This window comes from Natronorubrum daqingense (genome assembly GCF_001971705.1).
Classification (GTDB): Archaea; Halobacteriota; Halobacteria; order Halobacteriales; family Natrialbaceae; genus Natronorubrum; species Natronorubrum daqingense.
This window is the reverse complement of sequence record NZ_CP019327.1, coordinates 443410-461675: the sequence shown is the minus strand read 5'-3', so window position 1 is coordinate 461675 and position 18266 is coordinate 443410. Positions and strand designations below refer to the sequence as shown.

General features: G+C 62.1%; 16 protein-coding genes. 8 read left to right on the top strand and 8 right to left on the bottom strand.

Annotated elements, in window-relative coordinates; translation table 11 throughout:
- Positions 1 to 15: 15 nt before the first annotated feature.
- Together BB347_RS02245 and BB347_RS02240 are read right to left on the bottom strand one after the other, a co-directional pair.
- Positions 16 to 1275, bottom strand: a complete 1260-nt coding sequence (locus tag BB347_RS02245) for a DUF7344 domain-containing protein (protein ID WP_076578816.1) — start codon at positions 1273 to 1275, stop codon at positions 16 to 18.
- A gap of 87 nt (positions 1276 to 1362) precedes the next feature.
- Positions 1363 to 3852, bottom strand: a complete 2490-nt coding sequence (locus BB347_RS02240; RefSeq protein ID WP_076578818.1) for a PAS domain S-box protein — start codon at positions 3850 to 3852, stop codon at positions 1363 to 1365.
- Positions 3853 to 4157: 305 nt separating this feature from the next.
- Here BB347_RS02240 and BB347_RS02235 point away from each other — a divergent pair, with 305 nt between their 5' ends.
- The 5 genes from BB347_RS02235 to BB347_RS02215 all read left to right on the top strand — a co-directional run bounded on the left by BB347_RS02235 (position 4158) and on the right by BB347_RS02215 (position 8961).
- Complete coding sequence (locus tag BB347_RS02235) at positions 4158 to 5600, top strand: D-aminoacyl-tRNA deacylase (protein ID WP_076578820.1); 1443 nt, start codon at positions 4158 to 4160, stop codon at positions 5598 to 5600.
- Between the two features lie 155 nt (positions 5601 to 5755).
- Positions 5756 to 6922 carry a cell division protein FtsZ gene (gene ftsZ, locus BB347_RS02230; RefSeq protein WP_076578821.1) on the top strand — a complete coding sequence of 389 codons (1167 nt, stop codon included), beginning with the start codon at positions 5756 to 5758 and terminating at the stop codon, positions 6920 to 6922.
- 171 nt (positions 6923 to 7093) lie between these two features.
- Entirely contained in the window at positions 7094 to 7378 is a 285-nt protein-coding gene (locus BB347_RS02225; RefSeq protein WP_076578823.1) for an amphi-Trp domain-containing protein, read from the top strand.
- A 291-nt stretch (positions 7379 to 7669) separates the two neighbouring features.
- Positions 7670 to 7978 (top strand): hypothetical protein, encoded by a 309-nt coding sequence (locus BB347_RS02220; protein ID WP_076580163.1) that lies wholly within the window; start codon positions 7670 to 7672, stop codon positions 7976 to 7978.
- The gene (locus BB347_RS02215) at positions 7975 to 8961 is read left to right on the top strand and encodes a tyrosine--tRNA ligase (protein WP_076578825.1); all 987 of its coding nucleotides are present in this window, start codon (positions 7975 to 7977) and stop codon (positions 8959 to 8961) included. Before BB347_RS02220 ends, BB347_RS02215 begins: the two co-directional genes overlap by 4 nt.
- A 192-nt stretch (positions 8962 to 9153) precedes the next feature.
- Here the strand turns inward: BB347_RS02215 and BB347_RS02210 are convergent, their stop codons facing one another.
- Entirely contained in the window at positions 9154 to 9489 is a 336-nt protein-coding gene (locus BB347_RS02210) for a 2Fe-2S iron-sulfur cluster-binding protein (protein ID WP_076578827.1), read from the bottom strand.
- A gap of 212 nt (positions 9490 to 9701) precedes the next feature.
- On the opposite strand from BB347_RS02210, the gene BB347_RS02205 reads away from it, so the two are divergent.
- Positions 9702 to 11108 (top strand): geranylgeranyl reductase family protein, encoded by a 1407-nt coding sequence (locus BB347_RS02205; RefSeq protein ID WP_076578829.1) that lies wholly within the window; start codon positions 9702 to 9704, stop codon positions 11106 to 11108.
- Between the two features lie 300 nt (positions 11109 to 11408).
- Here the strand turns inward: BB347_RS02205 and BB347_RS02200 are convergent, their stop codons facing one another.
- The 3 genes from BB347_RS02200 to BB347_RS02190 form a co-directional block, all read right to left on the bottom strand.
- Positions 11409 to 12629 (bottom strand): M48 family metallopeptidase, encoded by a 1221-nt coding sequence (locus BB347_RS02200; protein ID WP_139326957.1) that lies wholly within the window; start codon positions 12627 to 12629, stop codon positions 11409 to 11411.
- 161 nt (positions 12630 to 12790) lie between these two features.
- Positions 12791 to 14062: an amidohydrolase gene (locus BB347_RS02195; RefSeq protein WP_076578833.1), complete on the bottom strand. Its 1272-nt coding sequence runs from the start codon at positions 14060 to 14062 to the stop codon at positions 12791 to 12793.
- Positions 14063 to 14143: 81 nt separating this feature from the next.
- Complete coding sequence (locus BB347_RS02190; protein ID WP_076578835.1) at positions 14144 to 14479, bottom strand: uS10/mL48 family ribosomal protein; 336 nt, start codon at positions 14477 to 14479, stop codon at positions 14144 to 14146.
- Positions 14480 to 14589: 110 nt separating this feature from the next.
- Here BB347_RS02190 and BB347_RS02185 point away from each other — a divergent pair, with 110 nt between their 5' ends.
- On the top strand, positions 14590 to 15018 hold the full coding sequence (locus BB347_RS02185) for a bis(5'-nucleosyl)-tetraphosphatase (RefSeq protein WP_076578837.1): 429 nt from the start codon (positions 14590 to 14592) through the stop codon (positions 15016 to 15018).
- Between the two features lie 243 nt (positions 15019 to 15261).
- Entirely contained in the window at positions 15262 to 16317 is a 1056-nt protein-coding gene (locus BB347_RS02180; RefSeq protein ID WP_076578839.1) for a DUF5787 family protein, read from the top strand.
- 46 nt (positions 16318 to 16363) lie between these two features.
- On the opposite strand, the gene BB347_RS02175 is transcribed toward BB347_RS02180, so the two are convergent.
- Both BB347_RS02175 and BB347_RS02170 read right to left on the bottom strand, forming a co-directional pair.
- Positions 16364 to 16867, bottom strand: a complete 504-nt coding sequence (locus BB347_RS02175) for a DUF5797 family protein (RefSeq protein WP_076578841.1) — start codon at positions 16865 to 16867, stop codon at positions 16364 to 16366.
- A 68-nt stretch (positions 16868 to 16935) separates the two neighbouring features.
- Entirely contained in the window at positions 16936 to 18225 is a 1290-nt protein-coding gene (locus BB347_RS02170) for an MFS transporter (RefSeq protein ID WP_076578843.1), read from the bottom strand.
- Positions 18226 to 18266: the final 41 nt, after the last annotated feature.

Genomic DNA, 18266 nt, shown 5'->3' with positions numbered 1-18266 from the left:
TTGCGACGCGAACGGTTACATCGGGAACGGCGTCGTCTGTCCCTCCCAGTCCTCGACGCTGCGTGACTCGAGTCTATCGAGACGAGGACCGACGTGGTTACGGACGAGTCGTCCGAGCGCGTTGTCCGGTCCCTCCCCGGTGACTGCGCTCATAGTCGCGGTTCGGTCGGCTTCGTCGTCGACCGTGACGAGCATCACCTGTTCTCTGTCGGCGAGCACGACACAGCCGTGGTGAATACCGTCGACGGGGAAGTTGAGCCAGTCGAACTGTGGCTCACAGACCGTCGCTTGGGGGATGACAGAGCGAACGATGTCGCGAACGTCCCGTGAGCGCGAGCCAACGTAAATATCTACGCCGCGCTCGGCAGCGTCCTGCCAGTGGTCGAGACACTCCTGTTGAAGCATCGAGGGGTCCGGAATCGAGACGAACAGTTCGTCGTCTGCACTGTCGGCGAGTTCGTCGCTTCGCTCGAGGACCGGTTCGCGCCCGTCGATCGTCCAGCATTTCGCGGTCGCGGAGGCACTCGCGCCCGGCTGGGTCGCCTCGTCTGCGTCGTCGGCAAACGGTTTCCGAGTCGGCTCGAGTGTCTCGGTGACCGTACCGAGTGGACTCGTTGCGAGCCACTCCGAACGCCACTGGGGGGCATCGGTCGCGAGCGCGACGGTCTCACTCGAGCGATCGAAATTCACGAGGCCGACGTCTGCGAGCGCGGGCAAGTGGTTGTGGACGAGCGCGGTTTCCATCGGCTGCCAGTCGTCTCGCTCGACGTCGACGAGTCTGGTCTCCTGTGTGCGCGCGACGAGCGTCACGGCCAGATCGGCCACAGGCACTCGCTGGTCCTGTTTTGCGAGGAACTGACAGACGCGGCGACGCTGTTCGGATTGGACCACGTCGAGGGTCCGATCGACCAGTTCTTCGTCCGCGGTCGACCCGCCAGTGGGTTTCTCGAGCAGCCGAGTCACCCACTCGATATCGAGAATCGGGTGGTCGGCGAGTGCTAGCTGTTCTGTCCCCCCCTCAGTCAGCTCGCGAACGAGCCCTGCTTCCACGAGTCGTGGCACGTGACAGTGAACGAGTTCGATGTGGGCCGTCCGAGCCTGCTCGTCGGTTACGACTGGCGAGTCGTGTTTTTGGACGGCGACTTCGGTTGCGGCCGCCTCTAGTGGGAGTGACTCTGTTCGCTTGTACAACGTCGAAAGCAAATATCGACGATTCGCGTCCGCGAGAATGTCGAACGCGGTGGTCGTCCACGGTGTCGATTGACAGGAGCTCATTACCGGATACAAACGATGAGCGGGGGAAAGAACTGTACCAGCGTGCTCTGGTATGACCTGGATATATGACGGTGGAATTACGCGCCGTCATGCGAATTGCTCGTCTTCGGCGGCGGTGTTCGGGTCGAAATACGCGCTGAGCAATTTCTCCTGTGCCACGCGTAGGTGTTGATGGAACGTTTGGCGGGCGATACCGAGCTTTTCCGCGATTTCACTCGCGTCGCTGTGGCGCGTCGGCCACTCGAAGTAGCCGCCGTAGTACGCCGCCTCGAGCGCCGCTTGCTGTTTCGTCGTCAGTTCGCGCTCGACGTGGTTTCGGAAGTCACCGTGAGTCTCGACGGGACGTTCCGCGGTGCGCTTCGAGACCAGTTGGGTGTCGGGATACGTTGTCGTAATCGTGTCGACGAGTTCGCGAATGTTCACGTCTCGGCTGACCTGGACGACCGAACTCGAGTCGCCTTCGTCGACGACCTTCGAGCGCATTCGTGCGCCGTAGTCGGCGAGCAAGCCGGTGATCGTCGGCCCGCTAACGACGAGTTCCCAGTGGCTGTTACCGTCGGCGGTGTCGACGAGTCGGAACTCGGAAATCGAGGCGTGTTCATCGGCGATCGATTTCATCTCGTCGGGTTCGACGTCGCTGATCGTGACGTAATAGACGAACATGCGATCGGTCAACGGCAGCACGTGCTCTAAGGAGAGGTGGCAGTTCGCCCGCGCAGAGAGGTCGATACAGATGTCCTGTCTGTCGGTGGATTCGAACTCGAGTTCGACGACGGTATCTAAGTAGAGCAGTCGACGGATCGTCATCGCGTTGATCGCGTGACCGATCGTCCCGCCAAACTCCTGTAAGACCTCTCGTTCACGCTCGGCAAACGCCTCGGACTCGGTTGCGCTGACGACGAGTAAGCCGTACGACCGTCCGCTCGCGATGATCGGGACGGCCGCGAGCGAGCCGTAATCGTGCGTTCGGGCTGGTTCTCGCCACTCCCCGTCGTCATCCTCGCGAAGGTGTTGGTAACACGAGACCGTTCCCGTTTCGAACGGTGTGTCGTCACCGTCCTCGACGAGTGGGTCGACGAACGGCGAGAGGACGTCATCGATCGAGTCTTCGGTGAGCCCCGCCCACGCCTGTGGCGACCAGGAGTGATGGTCTACGGGCCCGGTCGTATCGACCCGGCAGATGACCGCGAACCGATAGGCGTCGGTCGCTTCGAACGCCTCGACAATCGCCGTCTCGATCTCGTCGCGCGTCTCCGCGGAGACCATCGTCTCGTCGACCGCACGGATCGTCGCGTTGAGTCGCTCGAGTCGCTCGAGTTCTCGTTCTCTGGCCTTTCGGTCGCTGATGTTCCGACCGATGCCCGTAAATCCGAGAACTGTTCCCCTATCGTCGGTGATCCGAGCACTGTTGAACTCGTAGGGGATGTACTCGCCCTGTTTCGTCGCCACCCGCCCCTCGGCGCTCACCCGCTCACCGGCTTCCATGATCCGGTCGATGGCGTTGCCGATGTGATCTCGGTCGGGCGGTGCGATGAACTGGAGCGGGTGCATGCCCTCGAGTTCCTCGCCCTCGTATCCGGTGAGCTCCTCGAAGCGCTCGTTCCACTGAATGAGATTCCCGGCGACGTCGTAGGCGTACAACAGGTCCGGTTGCGCTTCGAAGATGCTCTCGGTCAACGCTTTCTCCTGTCTGAGCTCTCGCTCTCGAGCCTTTCGATCGCTAACATCTCGGCCGACACCGGTAAATCCGAGAATGTTACCGTCGGCGTCGCTGATCTGTGCGTTGTTGAACTCGTAGGGAATGCGCGCTCCGTCTTTCGTTCGAAGATCCGCTTCGATCGTGACCGCTTCAGTCTCCTCGAGAATACGGGAGATCGCGTCTGCGATTCGCTCCTGGTGCTCCGGTGCGATGAACTCGAGTGGGCCCATCTGATCGAGTTCCTCGGTCGAGTATCCCGTGACCTCGGGAACGCGGTCGTTCCAGTCCACCAAGTTCCGGCGGGCGTCGAACGCGTAGATGATGTCCGGTTGCGCCTCGAAGACGCTCTTCATGAACGCGCGCTCTTCGCTTCGCTCTCGCTCGCGTTCGTGGAGTTGGGTCCGCTCGTTAACGAACACGACGTACCCCGAGAGTGTCGATTGCTTGTCGCCCGCCGTTCCCGTCGAATCCGGCTGCTCGGCCACGCCCACGTCCCCGTCTCGAACGGTCGCGAGTACTTCGTGTACCCAGCGTCGATTTCCTTCTCCAGTGAGTCGCCAGCCGTCATCGACGGCTTTTCCGTCCGTTCTGGCTCGCTCGAGAAGCTGTTCTGGCTTGCCGCGCTTTCGAGCGTCAGCCGGGAAGAACGACTGATACGCCGTGCCGAGTGCAGTTTCCTCGTCGTACTCCATGAGTCTCGCTGCGGCGTCGTTCCAGCTGACGACGCGGCGCTCCGTATCGAGTAGCCAGACGGCGTGGTCGCTGATGAGACTGGTCAGTTGCCGCCCGTCGAGAGTGAACTCGGCAGGGAACTGATCGCTCGCTGCGGGCGCTGATTCGGCCGAATTGCTGTTTTGGTTAGACGGTGAGTCTGTCATAGGGAGTCAGCGGAGATCGAGTGATCGACAGTGCGTATCGTCAATCGGCATTGCGTCTACCAATTATACTTACGGCTAGTTGTGACGACTGGGACAACAGAAAAGGCTGTGGTAGCTGTTGCCAAGGGTTTATTGCGGTGTCTGGGGAGAGCCGCGTCGTCGACCCCCTCACACACCACGTGGCGTCAACACTCAGCTACGCATCCGACGGTCGGCCAGCCACTCGAAACCGACGACGTTACCGGGACTCAGGCCAGCCACTCGAAACCGACGACGTTACCGGGACTCAGGCCAGCCACTCGAGTATGACCGACCTCGCTATCGTCGAGAGCCGGGCCGATCGCGCCTCGGTCCACATCTGCGAGCACCTACGCGACCACCTCGAGTGGGACGTCCACGAAGACGACACGCGACCACCCGAAGCCGGCGGGGGCACCTACTACCGACTCGACGGTGTCGAACTCCGTTCGTTCGAGGAGTTACACCTCGACCTCGAGCGTCCCGCCGACGCGTTCGAGAGCGATCCCGACCTCCTCGTCTTCGCCTCCCGTCACTCCGGCGAGACGGGAGCGCTTTTGACCGGACACTTTACCGGAAACTTCGGGCCGGCGGAGTTCGGTGGCGAGCCAGACACCCTCGCCGCAGCCTGTCCGCACGCCCTCGAACACTTTTTGGACGCGCTCGAGGCGTACGCCCCTGAGGGCTACGACGTCGGCATGGAGTGTACCCACCACGGACCGACCGACGTCGGCTGTCCCTCGCTGTTCGCGGAACTGGGCAGCGGCGACGAGCAGTGGGACGACCCCGACGCAGCAGCGGCGGTCGCTCGCGCGATCGCCGACCTTCGAGACATTCAGCCCCACAACCCGCCCCGGCTGGGTGACGACGAGAAAGCGACGGACGATCACGGACACGGCGAGGAGGACCCGAACGCGAGCCACACTCACCCCGCGAAACGCCAGTTCGTCGGCTTCGGCGGCAACCACTACGCGCCGCGGTTCGGCCGCATCGTCCGCGAGACGCCCTGGGCCGTCGGGCACATCGCCGCCGACTGGGCGCTCGAGGCAATGGACCATCCGAGCGCCCACGAGGACGTCCTCGAAGCGGCGTTCGAGACCAGCCGCGCGGATATCGCCGTCCTCGACGGCGAGTGGCCCGTCCTCGAGTCGACGCTCGAGGACCTCGGCTACCGAATCGTCAGCGAGACGTGGATCCGGTCTGTCAGAGATCGCTCGCTCGAGGTCGTCGACGCCGTCGAATCCGAACTCGGTGCCATCGACGAGGGCGTTCGCTTTGGCGACCATCGAACGCCGTCGTTCACTATCGCCGACCTGCCAGCGGACCTCGTCGACACCGCCGAAGGGATCGACGCCGAGCGCGTCCGGACGGTCGTCGAATCGCGAACCGTCGCGTTCGAAACCGATAACGGCGGCAGCCGAATCGGCTCGCGGATAGCCCTCCCTGTCGACTCGGACAGCCACGACGAGGAGTCGAGTGGCCCGCCTCACGTCTCGCTCGTCGAGGAACTCGCAGCCGTTCTCGAGGAGAAGTACGACAGCGTCACGCTCGAGGACGAGGGGGTCGTGGCCGAGCGAACGACGTTCGATCCCGAATTAGCCCACACACTCGGGATTCCCGAGGGGCCGAAGTTTGGCGCGCTGGCAGACGGCGAATCGGTCACCGTCAACGGCGAGTCGATCGATCCCGAAACGGTACACTCACGCCAAATCGAACGATTCCCGTTGTAACCCACCGTCTCCCTCGAGTAAGCGGAGACTATCGGACCCGGCGTGGCGTTCACCGTCGACGTATCCGTCAACGGTAATCTCACGATACCTGTCAGACAGGTGTCTGACTAGTAGGGGAAAGGTAATTATGCTCCATCTACTAGTCTGGACCAAGAATGGACTCCATCATCGACGAAGCTATCGACGAGGCCGAAAATGGGGAGCAACACACCGCTCCCGACGATGCGTCTCCGCAGGATGGACACAGCCAGGGAGACGGGGACGCGAACAAGACCGGGACGATGACCGACGACGAACTCGAGGACGTGCTTCAGGACCTCCAGACCGACATCACCGTCGTCGGCTGTGGCGGTGCCGGCGGGAACACCGTCAACCGCATGCACGAGGAGGGCATCCACGGCGCGAAACTCGTCGCCGCGAACACCGACGTTCAACACCTCGTCGAAATCGAAGCCGACACGAAGATTCTGATGGGCCAACAAAAGACCAGCGGCCGCGGCGCCGGCTCGCTCCCACAGGTCGGCGAGGAAGCCGCACTCGAGAGCCAACAGGATATCTACGATTCGATCGACGGCTCTGATATGGTCTTCGTCACGGCGGGTCTCGGTGGTGGAACCGGAACCGGCTCGGCCCCCGTTGTCGCTAAAGCCGCCCGAGAAGCCGGCGCGCTGACGATTTCGATCGTCACCACGCCCTTTACTGCCGAAGGTGAGGTCCGCCGAACCAACGCCGAAGCCGGCCTCGAGCGCTTGCGCGACGTTTCTGACACCGTCATCGTCGTCCCGAACGACCGCCTGCTCGACTCCGTCGGCAAACTGCCAGTCCGTCAAGCGTTCAAAGTGAGCGACGAAGTGCTGATGCGCTCCGTGAAGGGAATCACCGAACTCATCACGAAACCCGGCCTCGTCAACCTCGACTTCGCCGACGTTCGCACCGTGATGGAACGCGGCGGCGTCGCGATGATCGGTCTCGGGGAGTCCGACTCCGAAGCGAAAGCCGAAGACTCGGTCAAGACCGCGCTCCGGTCGCCGCTGCTCGACGTCGACATCTCCGGGGCGAGTTCCGCACTCGTCAACGTCACCGGTGGCAACGACATGGCAATCGAAGAGGCCGAAGGCGTCGTCGAAGAGATTTACGACCGGATCGACCCCGACGCCCGTATCATCTGGGGAACCTCGATCGACGAGCAACTCGAGGGCAGCATGCGGACGATGATCGTCGTCACCGGCGTCGAGTCGCCACAGATCTACGGCAAGCCCGACGGCGAGGCCGTCCAGCCCGAAGCGCCCGCACAGGGCGAAGACATCGACTTCGTCGACTGATTCGAAGGCGACTCGAGACCGACCGACGGAAATCCAGCACGCCCAGCAAATACGGGAGGAGTCCACGTTTCACCACTCGGTACTCGGTTTCAACGACGTATTCACCATAAACCAAGCAGCGACGCGTTCACCACAGACGCAGTTATCAGCCTGGAGCACCAATACGAACCTATGCCAGAGGAAGTACTCTTCGAATCCGAGAGTCGCCAGCGCCGAGAAGATATCGCGTCGTACCTCCGAACGGTCGCCGACTCACTCGAGAACGGCGACGAACTCACGCTCAGCGCCGGCGACCAATCCGTGACGATGGATCCGCCCGCTCAGCCGACGTTCGAAGTGAAAGCCGAACGCGAAGGCCCCACCGACGGCCCCGGCGAACTCAGTATCGAGTTCGAACTCGAGTGGGACGAGAACGGAAACGGTGACGGCGGTGACGGTGAGTTGACGATCGAGTAACGATACCGGTCGACTTCTCGTCGAGCAGAACACCTGAAACGAGTTACGCGCTGATCGCCGATGTAGCGATTAGATGTGCACTGACTTGCAGTGGCTACGCTAGCAGTAGTCGATAGTACGATTTCGTTATCAAGAGTTGAGCGTGAAATCCACGTTCAATACAGGGTGTGCACCTATTGATTCGAACACCATGTGGTAGAATAGCATTTAGTATTACAGGCGTCATATCATACCTTAAACTAATTTATATATTCTCGGTGAATAGGCTGAGGTGGTATGGTCGCGCAAACCATCATTGACCGTCTCGAGAAAGAGGTCGATGTTCTCAATCGGCATTTAGCGGTCTTTGTCCTCGTCTGGCAGGCCGAACCGATTGGCATCGTCGAATTATCTACCCGGACTGATCTCCCGCATCACAAGGTTCGATACTCACTTCGCGTTCTCGAGGAAGAAGGACTCATTGAACCGTGTTCAGCGGGGGCAACGACGACAGACCACGCCCGCCAATTCGTCGAGACACTAAACGATGAGCTGGCAACTGTGATCGACGCATTGGATGATATGAAAATTTCCGAGTCAGTAGAGCTACAATCCGTATGAATACCTACGAGTTACTCATCCGGAACACTGAGGAAGTCGTTACCGACCAGGAGGTGCGTGAACTCGCCGCTGAGCCGGCAGACAAACGAGTCTACGTCGGCTACGAACCGTCCGGTGTCCTCCACCTTGGCCACCTTCTGACGGCGAACAAACTCATTGACGCGCAGGAAGCAAGGATGGACGTCGTCGTCGTCCTACTGGCGGACGTTCACGCACATCTCAACGGGAAGGGTAGTTTCGAGGAGATCCACGAGACAGCGGAGCGAATGAGGGCACAGTTCGCCGCGTACGGCCTCGACGAGGAGAAGACCGAATACGTCTACGGGTCCGACTTCCAACTCGAAGCGTACTACTCACTCGATCTACACGAACTCGGCGTCTCGACGACGCTCAACCGTGCCAAGCGAGCGGTCGCCGAACTCCAAAGCGGCGACACCGCAACGGTGAGCCATACCGTGTACCCGTTGATGCAGGTCCTCGATTTCGAGTTCCTCGGCATCGACCTCGCTGTCGGTGGAACCGATCAACGGAAGGTGCATATGCTTGCTCGAGAGAAATTGCCAGAGTTGGGATACGAGGTGCGACCGTGTTTGCACACACCCATACTCGCTGATCTCGAAACCGGCGAGGGGAAAATGTCCTCGAGTGAGGGGACGACGATCTCGATGGAGGATTCCACTGATGACCTCGAGCGAAAGATCGAGACGGCGTTTTGTCCCCCGACCCGTGATCCCGAGGGTGATCGCGAGAACCCCGTTCTCCAATTGTTCGAGTACTACGTGTTTTCGCGATTCGAGTCGGTGATCGTACGACGACCCGAGAAGTACGGTGGAAATCAGACCTACGACTGCTACGATGACCTTGCGGCGGCGCTCGAATCCGGAGAGTTGCACCCGGCAGATGCGAAAGAGACAGTAGCCGGGTATCTCGATGAACTGATCGCTCCCGGGCGAAAAATGCTCCGGGAACTACCGAGCGAATAAGTCGAAGTCGTTCAATTCGCATCTGTAGTTCCTGAATCGCTCACTCCGGTTTCTAGTGTTTCTCTAAATAAAGAAATGGAGCCACCAGACTACTGATAGTCTTCGAGTCAGCGTACCGCCAGCTGTGTCGAACAAAGAGAGAATCCGCCTGCCGGGACACGATAGAGACGACGAGACCGACTCGTCACTGCATCAGTCGTCCGCGACAGCAGCGCCGTCGGTCCCCTCGCTCTCGAGGTCGCCGTCGATACTCGGCGGGTACACTCCGCGCTCGAGTTTCAGGTCCGACTGTGGCCGGGCCATACAGGTGAGCGCGTAGTTCTCGGCTTCCGCCTCGGTAAAGCCCCGCGCGGCGGGTTGGACGACCTCGCCCTCGAGGATCTCTGCCGAACAGGCCAGACACATGCCGACGCGACAGGAGTATTCCTGCGCGATACCCTCCTCGAGACAGCGACTGAGGATCGTCTCCGTGTCCGAACAGGTAATCGTCTCACCCGTTCCGACGAATTCGATCGTGTACTCCGTCATACACGCTGGTACGAACGACCGCACTAAAACTCTTTATTCCCCGATTCGTTTCCCTCGGGACAACGAGACTCCCTCGAGAGAACCTATCCCGTGAATTTCGACTCTCGAGCGGGCGGCCCGCTCCGTTACTGGCACTGAAACCCGGAATCTCTCTCCTGCGAATCCGACACGTGACATAAAACGTTTTCTTCCCGTGGTGTGGAAACGGTAGTATGAGTACCCAGGAGCGCTCGGCAAACGCCGCCACGTCTCAGCCCCACACCCCGGACGTGGCCGTCGTCGGTGCCGGAACTGCCGGATGTTACGCCGCAGCCACCGTCGCACGCGAGGGCTACGACGTCGTCGTTCTCGAGCGCAAAACCGAGGAAGAGGCGGGTCACATCGCCTGTGGCGACGCACTGAAAGGGGCCGACGAGTTCCCCGATTCGATTCCGAAGTCGAAACTCGAGCCGGCGTTCACCAACACGGGCGTCGACCACGGTCGCTTCGAGATTCCACAAGAAGACACCGTCCTCGAGATTCCGATTCCCGGCGAGTTGGCCGTCATCGACCGCTGGGAGTACGGGCGTCGCATCATCGAGGGGGCCGGAGATACCGGCGTCGATTTCCACTACGACACCGTCGTCAAGAACGTGACGCAGGCCGACGACGGTCGCGTGACGGGAGTCGAAGCGATCCGAAAAGGTGAGCCAGTCACCTACGACGCAGAGATCGTCATCGACGCCGCGGGTTCGCTGTCCGTCCTGCAGGACAACGTCGACTTTTCGGACTCGACGTTCGATACGAACGTCAACTACTCGCACTTCTGTTCGGCCTACCGCGAGGTCGTCCACGTGAACGAACCGGTCGAGTGGGACGACGCACTGGTCTTCAAGCCGACCGACCGCGCCGCGGGCTACCTCTGGTACTTCCCGCGCACGGAGACCGAGATCAACGCCGGCCTGGGGTTCCAGATGACCGAAGAGCCGATGAAACTCGTCGAGGACCTCAAACACGACCTCGAGAACCGCGCGGAGTTCGAGGGCGCGACAGTTGATGACAAACTCGGCGCGGCCCTCCCGACCCGTCGGCCCTACGACTCGGCCGTCCACCCCGGCTACATGGCCGTCGGTGACGCCGCCGGACACGTCAACCCGACCACCGGCGGCGGCATCGCCGGAGCGGCTTACGCCGGCACGTACGCCGCCGAGCAGGCCATCGAAGGCCTCGAGACGGGCGATATTAGCGAAGAGACGTTCTGGGAGTACAACGAACTCGTCATGGACCACTTCGGCGCACGCTACGCTGCCCTCGACGTCTACAACATCCTCGCGACGGCCATCGACGTCGACGACCTCATGGGCTTGCTCGCCGCCATGCCCGGCGACAAACTCGCCGAGGCACTCTACTCGGGGAGTACGAACATCAGCACGAAGCTCAAACTCGAGTCCCTGATCAAGAGCCGCGGCCACTGGGGCACCATCTGGAATCTCTACCAGACCAAACGCTGTGCCGATGACCTGTTGGCACACTACGAGAACTACCCGACCAGCCCCGAGGGGCTCGCGGGCTGGCAGGACCGACGCGACGAACTCATGGAATCGGTCTACGAGGCGACCGGGGCGGAGCCGAAGTACTAACACCGAAATTTTACGCTGCGATCTGTTGCGAGCGAGACAGAACTGTCTCGCTCGCAACGTCCCTCGGTAAAATTTCGATCAAAAGCACTCCTTCTTCCGTTCCGGGGTGCGTCGCACCCCTCCACATCAGTCGTCGGCCCGCTCGCTCGCCCTTCGGGCTCGCTCGCGGTCGTTTTCGGGTGGTAGCCTGCCCTTCCCCGGGTCGCGCGACTCTCGCGGTGCTCGAGACGCGCTCCCGGCCACAGGTATCCGTCTCGAGCGAATCCGTCTCGAGCCAGCTTCTCACTCGACTGCGCAACTCTATGACTCGGCGGTGCCGGTTTGTGGATCGGCCGTCTGAGCGCGGAGGCGTTCGATCCGCTCGTCGGTCGGCGGGTGGGTTCCAAACAGTCGTCGGTCGACGAACCGATAGACCCGATCGAAGAAGCGGCGTTCTTCCCACGGCGAGGGGACGATCGAGAACGCAGCCGCTGTCCGGTGGTTTCGGAGGTCGGCCACGGGTCGCCGGGCGACAGATCGATCGAGTTCCTCGAGCGCACTGGCTAAGGCGGCCGGATCGCCGGTGATCGCGACGGCACCGTCGTCGGCTGCGTACTCTCGGTATCGCGTGACGATCCGGAGCCACCAGCGGGAGAATCCGCGCAGGACGAGAGCGATCGCGCCAGCGTGGCCACCTTGAGCCTGCTCGATTCGCTCGGCTGTCGCGATCGGGATCGCCATTACCGACGCAACGGCGGCGTCGCGATTCGCGATATGCGCGATTTCGTGGGCCAGCACGGCCTCGAGTTCCTGCTCAGTGAGCGTCTCTACGAGGCCCTTCGAGACGACGACGGTGGAGGACTCGGGCCGGTAACCGACGGTGAGGGCAATGGGTGTTCGCCGAACGGCAACCTCGAGCGACGGAACCGGCACGTCGGCTTGCCGGGCCAGTCGCTCGACGCGTCGACGGAGGTCGTGGAGTTCGGGGTGGCGCTGCTCGTCGTCCGACCGACGTATCGAGTCCTCGAGCGATCGGAGGACGGCCGCCTCGTTGCGTCGTTCCGTACGAAGGGTGGTGGAAAATTGGTGCCAGACGACCGTGAGGGCCACGAACAGTGGTACGAACGCGTAGTACGCAGTTTCACCGAATCGTTCACCGAGCAACAGGCTCGTCCCGAAACTGGCTCCCAGGACGCCGACGACGAAGGCGTACCCCACGAGTCCGTAGCGCTCGCGAATCGTTCGTCTGTTTGCGCCCATTGCGTCGACGACCGCCGCTCGGCTGGCGTCTCGATCCGGTTCTCGAACCAACCGGTACTCGTTGTAAGCGAACCAGAGCGCACCGACGAACGCGACGTAGCCGACGGCGAACGCCGCCAGCGGAACCGGCGAGAGCACGACGTAGCTCACGTAGACGGCCCCGAAGTGGACCATCCCCACTAACAACCAGATCGTCAAAAATTCGACTGCGAGCAAGACGAGCACCGAAGCGAGTAGCGCGGCGAACGCGAGCGTCATTCGAATCCAGAGACCGACTCGCATTCGACGACGACTGGTGAGTGACATGGCTCAATCGATCAGTGGCTATCGACTCGAGTCGATCACGGACTCGAGGTGGATTCGCTGCCATCTCCCCTCACGAGGCTTGTGGAGGGAGTGGCTGGTGTCGATTCGGTTGTCTCGTCGCTGCGGCGACCCGTGGCTCAGGTTCGAGTCCGGCTGATCCGTTCGATGGCACCGGAGAGAACGTCGACGCCGTGGTCGATACTCGCCTCATCGACGTCGAACGTCGCGGTGTGGTGGCCGCCGGGGTGGTCCGTCCCGACGCCGACGTAACAGGCCGTCCCGCCGTTTTCCTGGACGGCTCGCATCAGGAACGTCGCGTCCTCGCTGCCGCCGAGTTCGTCGCGCTCGAGGACGTTCTCGACGCCCGCCGTTCGTCCCGCTACGTCGGCGACGATATCGACGAGTTCCTGATCGCTCGTCGCACTCGGGGCTTCGGCACCCGTCGTGAACGCGACGTCACACTCGTGCATCGCAGCCGCGTTGCGGATTGTGTGGCGAGCCTTTCGGTCCATGTACTCCATGAGTTCGGTCGTCTCGCCGCGAACTTCGGCGAGGATTCGCGCCTCTTCTGGGATGACGTTCGCCGCGCTGCCGCCTTCGACGACGCCCGCGTTGACCCGGGTTCGGCCGTCGTTGTGTCGCGGAATGCCGTAGAGATTCTGGACGGCCGCCGCCATCGCCTGCACGGCGTTTCGGCCTTGCTCGGGGTGACCACCGGCGTGTGCGGACTCGCCGGTGAACTCGGCCTCGAGGTGTCGAACGGCGAGGAAGCCGTCGATTCCGGCGACGATTTCGCCGGTCGGATGGTCGAGTCCGACGTGAACCGCGAGCAACGCGTCGACGTCTCGGATGTGCTCGCTTTTCGCCATCGACTTCCCGCCGCCGACGACCTCCTCGGCTGGCTGGAAAAACACCTTTAGCGTCCCCTGGAAGCTGCTTGAGGCGATCTGCTCGAGCACACCGACGCCGATCGCCGCGTGGGCGTCGTGGCCACAGGCGTGCATCGCGTCCTCGTGTTCCGAGCGAAAGCCCTCTGCGGCGGGAACGTGGGCGGGGTCGTCGCTCTCCGGTCGCGGAAGGCCGTCGATGTCGACCCGAAGGCCGACGGTCGGCCCTTCGCCGCGCTCGAGAACGGCGACGAGACCCGTCTGGCCGCCCTCGAGTGACTCGAGAATCGTCTCGTCGACACCGGTGGCTCGAGCCTGTTCGTACCACTCGGCGAGTTCGATGTCGTCCGGCACGGCCAATCGGTGCTCGCTCGCGATCGCATCGGGACCAACGTGGAGTTCGTCGAGATCGACACGCGACTCGAGTTCCGCGGCGATTCGAGCGGTCGTGTAGAACTCCCGCCAGGCGGGTTCGGGTCGTCGGTGGAGGTCTCGGCGCAGCGAGACGAGATCGTGTGACATACCAAATACTCACCTCGAGCGCTCAAAATGGTACCGAACGCAGAAAAACCCGACTCGACGACTTCCCGCCCGTCTCGACAGTTAGTTGCCCCGTCCCGCGCCGTGGATCTGCTCGACTTCGGCTTCGATGTGGACGGAGTCGGGAAAGTTCTGCGAGGCGATGTTGCGCGCGAGATTGTCGTGCCCGTGAATCTCGAGTTCGCGGGTGAAGACGGTGTACTCCCACGACGAAAAGTGTCGGTCGTCGTCGGCGTGAAGGCGAGAGCGCTGTGGAACGGAGATGGTTTCGGGAGGATGAGAGTGTGGGCCTTTCAACGCGGCCCCCTTGCGTTCTGCCGTTGATTTGATGTCGTCGACGATGCCGTCGAGTGCGGCTCGATCGCCGCTTTGGAGCGTGAGACGGGTGACGAAGGTCATTGCTGTGTTGTGCGTAGTTGTACGCCCGGCGCGTAAAAACCTGCTGAGATACGCCTACGCAAGACGAACAGTCCGATATTCTCTTAACGTCGCGCCTGTTAGCAGGGATAATGGCAGTCGAAGCTACGAGCGCAGGCGCAATCCTCTTCCGCGATACGCGGGGCCGGCGCGAGTATCTTCTACTCAAGAGCCGCCCAGGCGACTGGGAGTTTCCCAAGGGCGGTGTCGAAGGAGATGAAGAACTACAGCAGACGGCGATCCGCGAAATAAAGGAAGAGGCAGGTATCGAGCAGTTCCGGCTCCTCGATGGCTTTCGCGAAGACTACGACTACGTCTTCGAGGCGAACGGCACGACGATCCACAAGACCGTTCACCTCTTTATTGCGAAGTCATTCGAGGCCAGTGCGGAACTGTCGAACGAACACCGCGACCTCCAGTGGCGCGATTACGAACAGGCAGTCAACACCGTCACCCAAGACGGCCCACGAGAGATCTTAGAGGAGGCCCACGAGTTTCTCGACGAAGAACTCGAGGAGTAACGCCCGAGTCGCGACCACGAGCGTCGCCATCGAACTCCGACTCTCACTCGCCGGCCTCGAGCGGTCGCTGGCTCGCAGGGTGCGTGCGACACCTGCGCGTCGTGACTCAGTCGGTCACTCGAGATACCTCACTCGGCACGTACGAGATACCTCACTCGATCGGCACACTCGACGTGCCGGAAGCGAAACGTACGAAGAGCTTTTTCGCTGCCCGCACACAACGAAGACCGTGAACCGGAGACGATGAACGAGGAGACGAGCGAGTTCGCGTTCGAACTCGGTGTCTGTCACTGGGCCGAGCGCAACTGGCCGCCAGCACCCACCGCCAGTGACGACGCGGCCGCTCTCGTCGCCCGACAACTCGGAACCAGAGGCAGACGCTGGGACACCATCGTCCTCGAGTGCGACGCCGACGCCCTCCAACGGCGGGCGAACTTCGGTCCGAAACGACTCGAGAGCGACCTGTTGCACGTCGTTCGACACGCCCCCGAAGACTGGGCGTACTATCGCGACTGCCTCCCCCATCCCGGCTATCCGTGGCGCTACGTCCGCGAGGCGATTCATCAAGCCGACGACAGGGGGATCCTCGAGACCCAACGGAACGGCAATCGGATCGAGATTCGCCGCAAGTGGGTCTATCCCGACTGGGTCGAGCGAATCGTCGCGGTCGAGAACAAGCCGGACCTCGACGCCAGCGCGGCCCGAGTGCTCGGCTCGCAACTCGAGTACGACGTGGCGATGGCGCTGGCCGACGAGGTCTGGGTTGGAACCCACAAAACCGGCGAACGCGTCGAACCCGCATTGCTGGAGGGCCTCCCCGTCGAAGCGGGCATCTTGACGCTCGAGGAAGCAAGTTCCGACGCCGAGGTGGCGTGGCATCCCCGGACGCTCGCCGTCGACGAACCCGGAACGCGAATCCTCGAGCGACCCGACGGCGGCCGCCGCGACGGCTCCGCGGCTCGATTCGAGTACGTCAGTCCCGAAGAGAAGGCTGCAAAACGACTCGAGATCGCCGAGCGAGCGTACGAACGCGGCTGGCGATCCTTCGCCGACACGATGCGACCCGACTGCCGGTACTTCGAGTTGCGAACGCGCGACGGTATCGGACTCCGCCCGCACTGTACGGCGAAGGGAGGGTGTCAGACGGCGACGGAGTGTTCGGGCCGGTGCCCCGAGTTCGAACCGGAGCCCCCGACCTGGCGAACCAACGGATGGCCGATCGACGGCGGCCCGGGGGCGCGCTGTCGGCAGGTGCTCGAGGATCGTCGACGGCGACGACGGCCCGGGTTGGAGCCGTGACTCGGCTGGCGATAGTGGCAACCGAGTGTGTCGAACAGACGCCGATTCACTCGGAGACGCTAACCTCGAGGTCGTCGCGCTCGACCGTTAGCCGGAACGTGGGGACGGTGCGGTACTCGACGTCGACGACGTCTTTTCGGCGGAGACTCTGGAGACTCGAGCGCACGTCTTCGGCCTCGGGATCGACGTCGTACTCGTCGCGAAGCGCGTGCAGGACCGAGACGACGCTTTCGGATTCCTCCTCGGGGCCGGCGAGCACCGAGACGATCTGGGCGTGGAGTTCCGGCACGCGGATGCGCGAGGGCGCACCGTCGCTCTCCGGATCGCTCTCGATGCCGGGTTCGACGTCGACGAGATCGTTGGCTTCGGCCGTGGCGCGTATCAGACTGTTGTCGTCGCGAAAGTAGTAGTCCCCGAGTTCGTTCTCGAGGAACTGGTGCACTTCGCTGCCGCTTTCCATGTCCCAGCGGTCCTGGAGTTCGGAATTTTTCGTCGGCTGGAGCTCCACCACGTCTGCTAACCGTTCCGTCGCCTCCTCCGAGAGCGTCATTGTCGGTTCGTATGCGTATCCACTACTTTTGCGTTGCGTCCCGTCGACCCGCGTGCGCGCCACGGTGGCTAATCGTCGCTGCCGATGGGTACCGAGTGTGCCGTCTCGAGGGTCTCTTCGACCTGCGTGTAGACGAGAATCGTTCCGAGCACGGCGAGGGCGGTGCCGAAGATGAACGGCGCTTCGAAGCTGTAGTCGACGAGTGCACCCGAGGAGAGAGGGCCAATGGCAATTCCGAAGCCAAACGCCATGGTAAGAATCGAGAGCTTCGAACCGGATTCGCCTTCGCCGGCGAGGTCTCCTGCGAGTGCGAGCGACGGTGCGAACACCATCGCCCCCGCGACACCCTGTACGAGGCGAGCGACGAACATGAGTTCAGAGGAGAGGATGAACCCTTGGACGAGCGTCGACGGGACGAGGAGGATCATGCCGCCAAGGATAAACGGTCGACGTCCCCACCGGTCGGAGGCGCGTCCGATCGGCGTCTGTAACACAACCTGCGCGAGGACGAACGCCGCGAACTGGAGGCCGAACCAGGTCTCGCCTTGCCCGAGGCGCTCGTTGACCTGTGGTTGGATCGTCGCGAACAACGCGATCGCCGTGGCCATGAACAGCGACGCGACGCCGAGCGTGAAGATCGGATCGAGCAGGTTCTTTCCCGTGGGGTCGCGAATTGCAATCGAGAGGTCTGCGCCCGCGTTGGCCTTCGTCGCGTCGGGATCCGAAATGAGGACCGTCACGAGGAGCAAACTGAGCATGGCCGTTATCGCGGCGATGTAGAAGGCTGCGTCGAAGCCACTGATCGCGAGTCCACCCGGCAGCGTGTAGGGTCCGAGGTTGACGACCGCGCCTGCGGCTACCGGTCCGGCACCGAACCCGATCAGCCGGAAGGTGTTGTAGACGCCCATGTTACCGCCGCGGTCTTGCGTCGTCGCGAGTTCGTTGACGAGCGCGACCGACGCGGGGACGATGAACGCGACGCTGATCCCCTGGATTCCACGGATCGCGAGCAACGTGAGATACGACTCCGCGAAGACGTACGCGACGTTCATCGCCGCCAACCCGGCGAGTCCGACCATGAGGAACGGCTTGCGCCGCCCCACGAAGTCAGAGAGTCGACCGGTAAAGGGCTGAAAGCTACTGTTTAAAAATCCAAAGATCGAGAGGATGATACCGATGACCATCGACTCTCCGAGACCGAACGTCGTTCCGGTAATGAGTTCGCTGCCGACGTAGATTGGAATGACGATGATCAGAAACGAGTTCCCGATTCCGTCGGCCATCCGAGCGAACGCGAGCGTGAGGACCCGTCGGTCGACGATAAATTGAGCGAGAATCCGACGAAAGAGATTCCTCATCGAACGAATGTGTGACGTCCCTGCCAATTATCGTTTCGAAT

Coding starts and splice junctions, on each gene's coding strand:
- BB347_RS02245 (WP_076578816.1), bottom strand. CDS start 1,275: ATGAGCTCCTGTCAATCGACACCGTGGACGACCACCGCGTTCGACATT.
- BB347_RS02240 (WP_076578818.1), bottom strand. CDS start 3,852: ATGACAGACTCACCGTCTAACCAAAACAGCAATTCGGCCGAATCAGCG.
- BB347_RS02235 (WP_076578820.1), top strand. CDS start 4,158: ATGACCGACCTCGCTATCGTCGAGAGCCGGGCCGATCGCGCCTCGGTC.
- ftsZ (WP_076578821.1), top strand. CDS start 5,756: ATGGACTCCATCATCGACGAAGCTATCGACGAGGCCGAAAATGGGGAG.
- BB347_RS02225 (WP_076578823.1), top strand. CDS start 7,094: ATGCCAGAGGAAGTACTCTTCGAATCCGAGAGTCGCCAGCGCCGAGAA.
- BB347_RS02215 (WP_076578825.1), top strand. CDS start 7,975: ATGAATACCTACGAGTTACTCATCCGGAACACTGAGGAAGTCGTTACC.
- BB347_RS02210 (WP_076578827.1), bottom strand. CDS start 9,489: ATGACGGAGTACACGATCGAATTCGTCGGAACGGGTGAGACGATTACC.
- BB347_RS02205 (WP_076578829.1), top strand. CDS start 9,702: ATGAGTACCCAGGAGCGCTCGGCAAACGCCGCCACGTCTCAGCCCCAC.
- BB347_RS02200 (WP_139326957.1), bottom strand. CDS start 12,629: ATGCGAGTCGGTCTCTGGATTCGAATGACGCTCGCGTTCGCCGCGCTA.
- BB347_RS02195 (WP_076578833.1), bottom strand. CDS start 14,062: ATGTCACACGATCTCGTCTCGCTGCGCCGAGACCTCCACCGACGACCC.
- BB347_RS02190 (WP_076578835.1), bottom strand. CDS start 14,479: ATGACCTTCGTCACCCGTCTCACGCTCCAAAGCGGCGATCGAGCCGCA.
- BB347_RS02185 (WP_076578837.1), top strand. CDS start 14,590: ATGGCAGTCGAAGCTACGAGCGCAGGCGCAATCCTCTTCCGCGATACG.
- BB347_RS02180 (WP_076578839.1), top strand. CDS start 15,262: ATGAACGAGGAGACGAGCGAGTTCGCGTTCGAACTCGGTGTCTGTCAC.
- BB347_RS02175 (WP_076578841.1), bottom strand. CDS start 16,867: ATGACGCTCTCGGAGGAGGCGACGGAACGGTTAGCAGACGTGGTGGAG.
- BB347_RS02170 (WP_076578843.1), bottom strand. CDS start 18,225: ATGAGGAATCTCTTTCGTCGGATTCTCGCTCAATTTATCGTCGACCGA.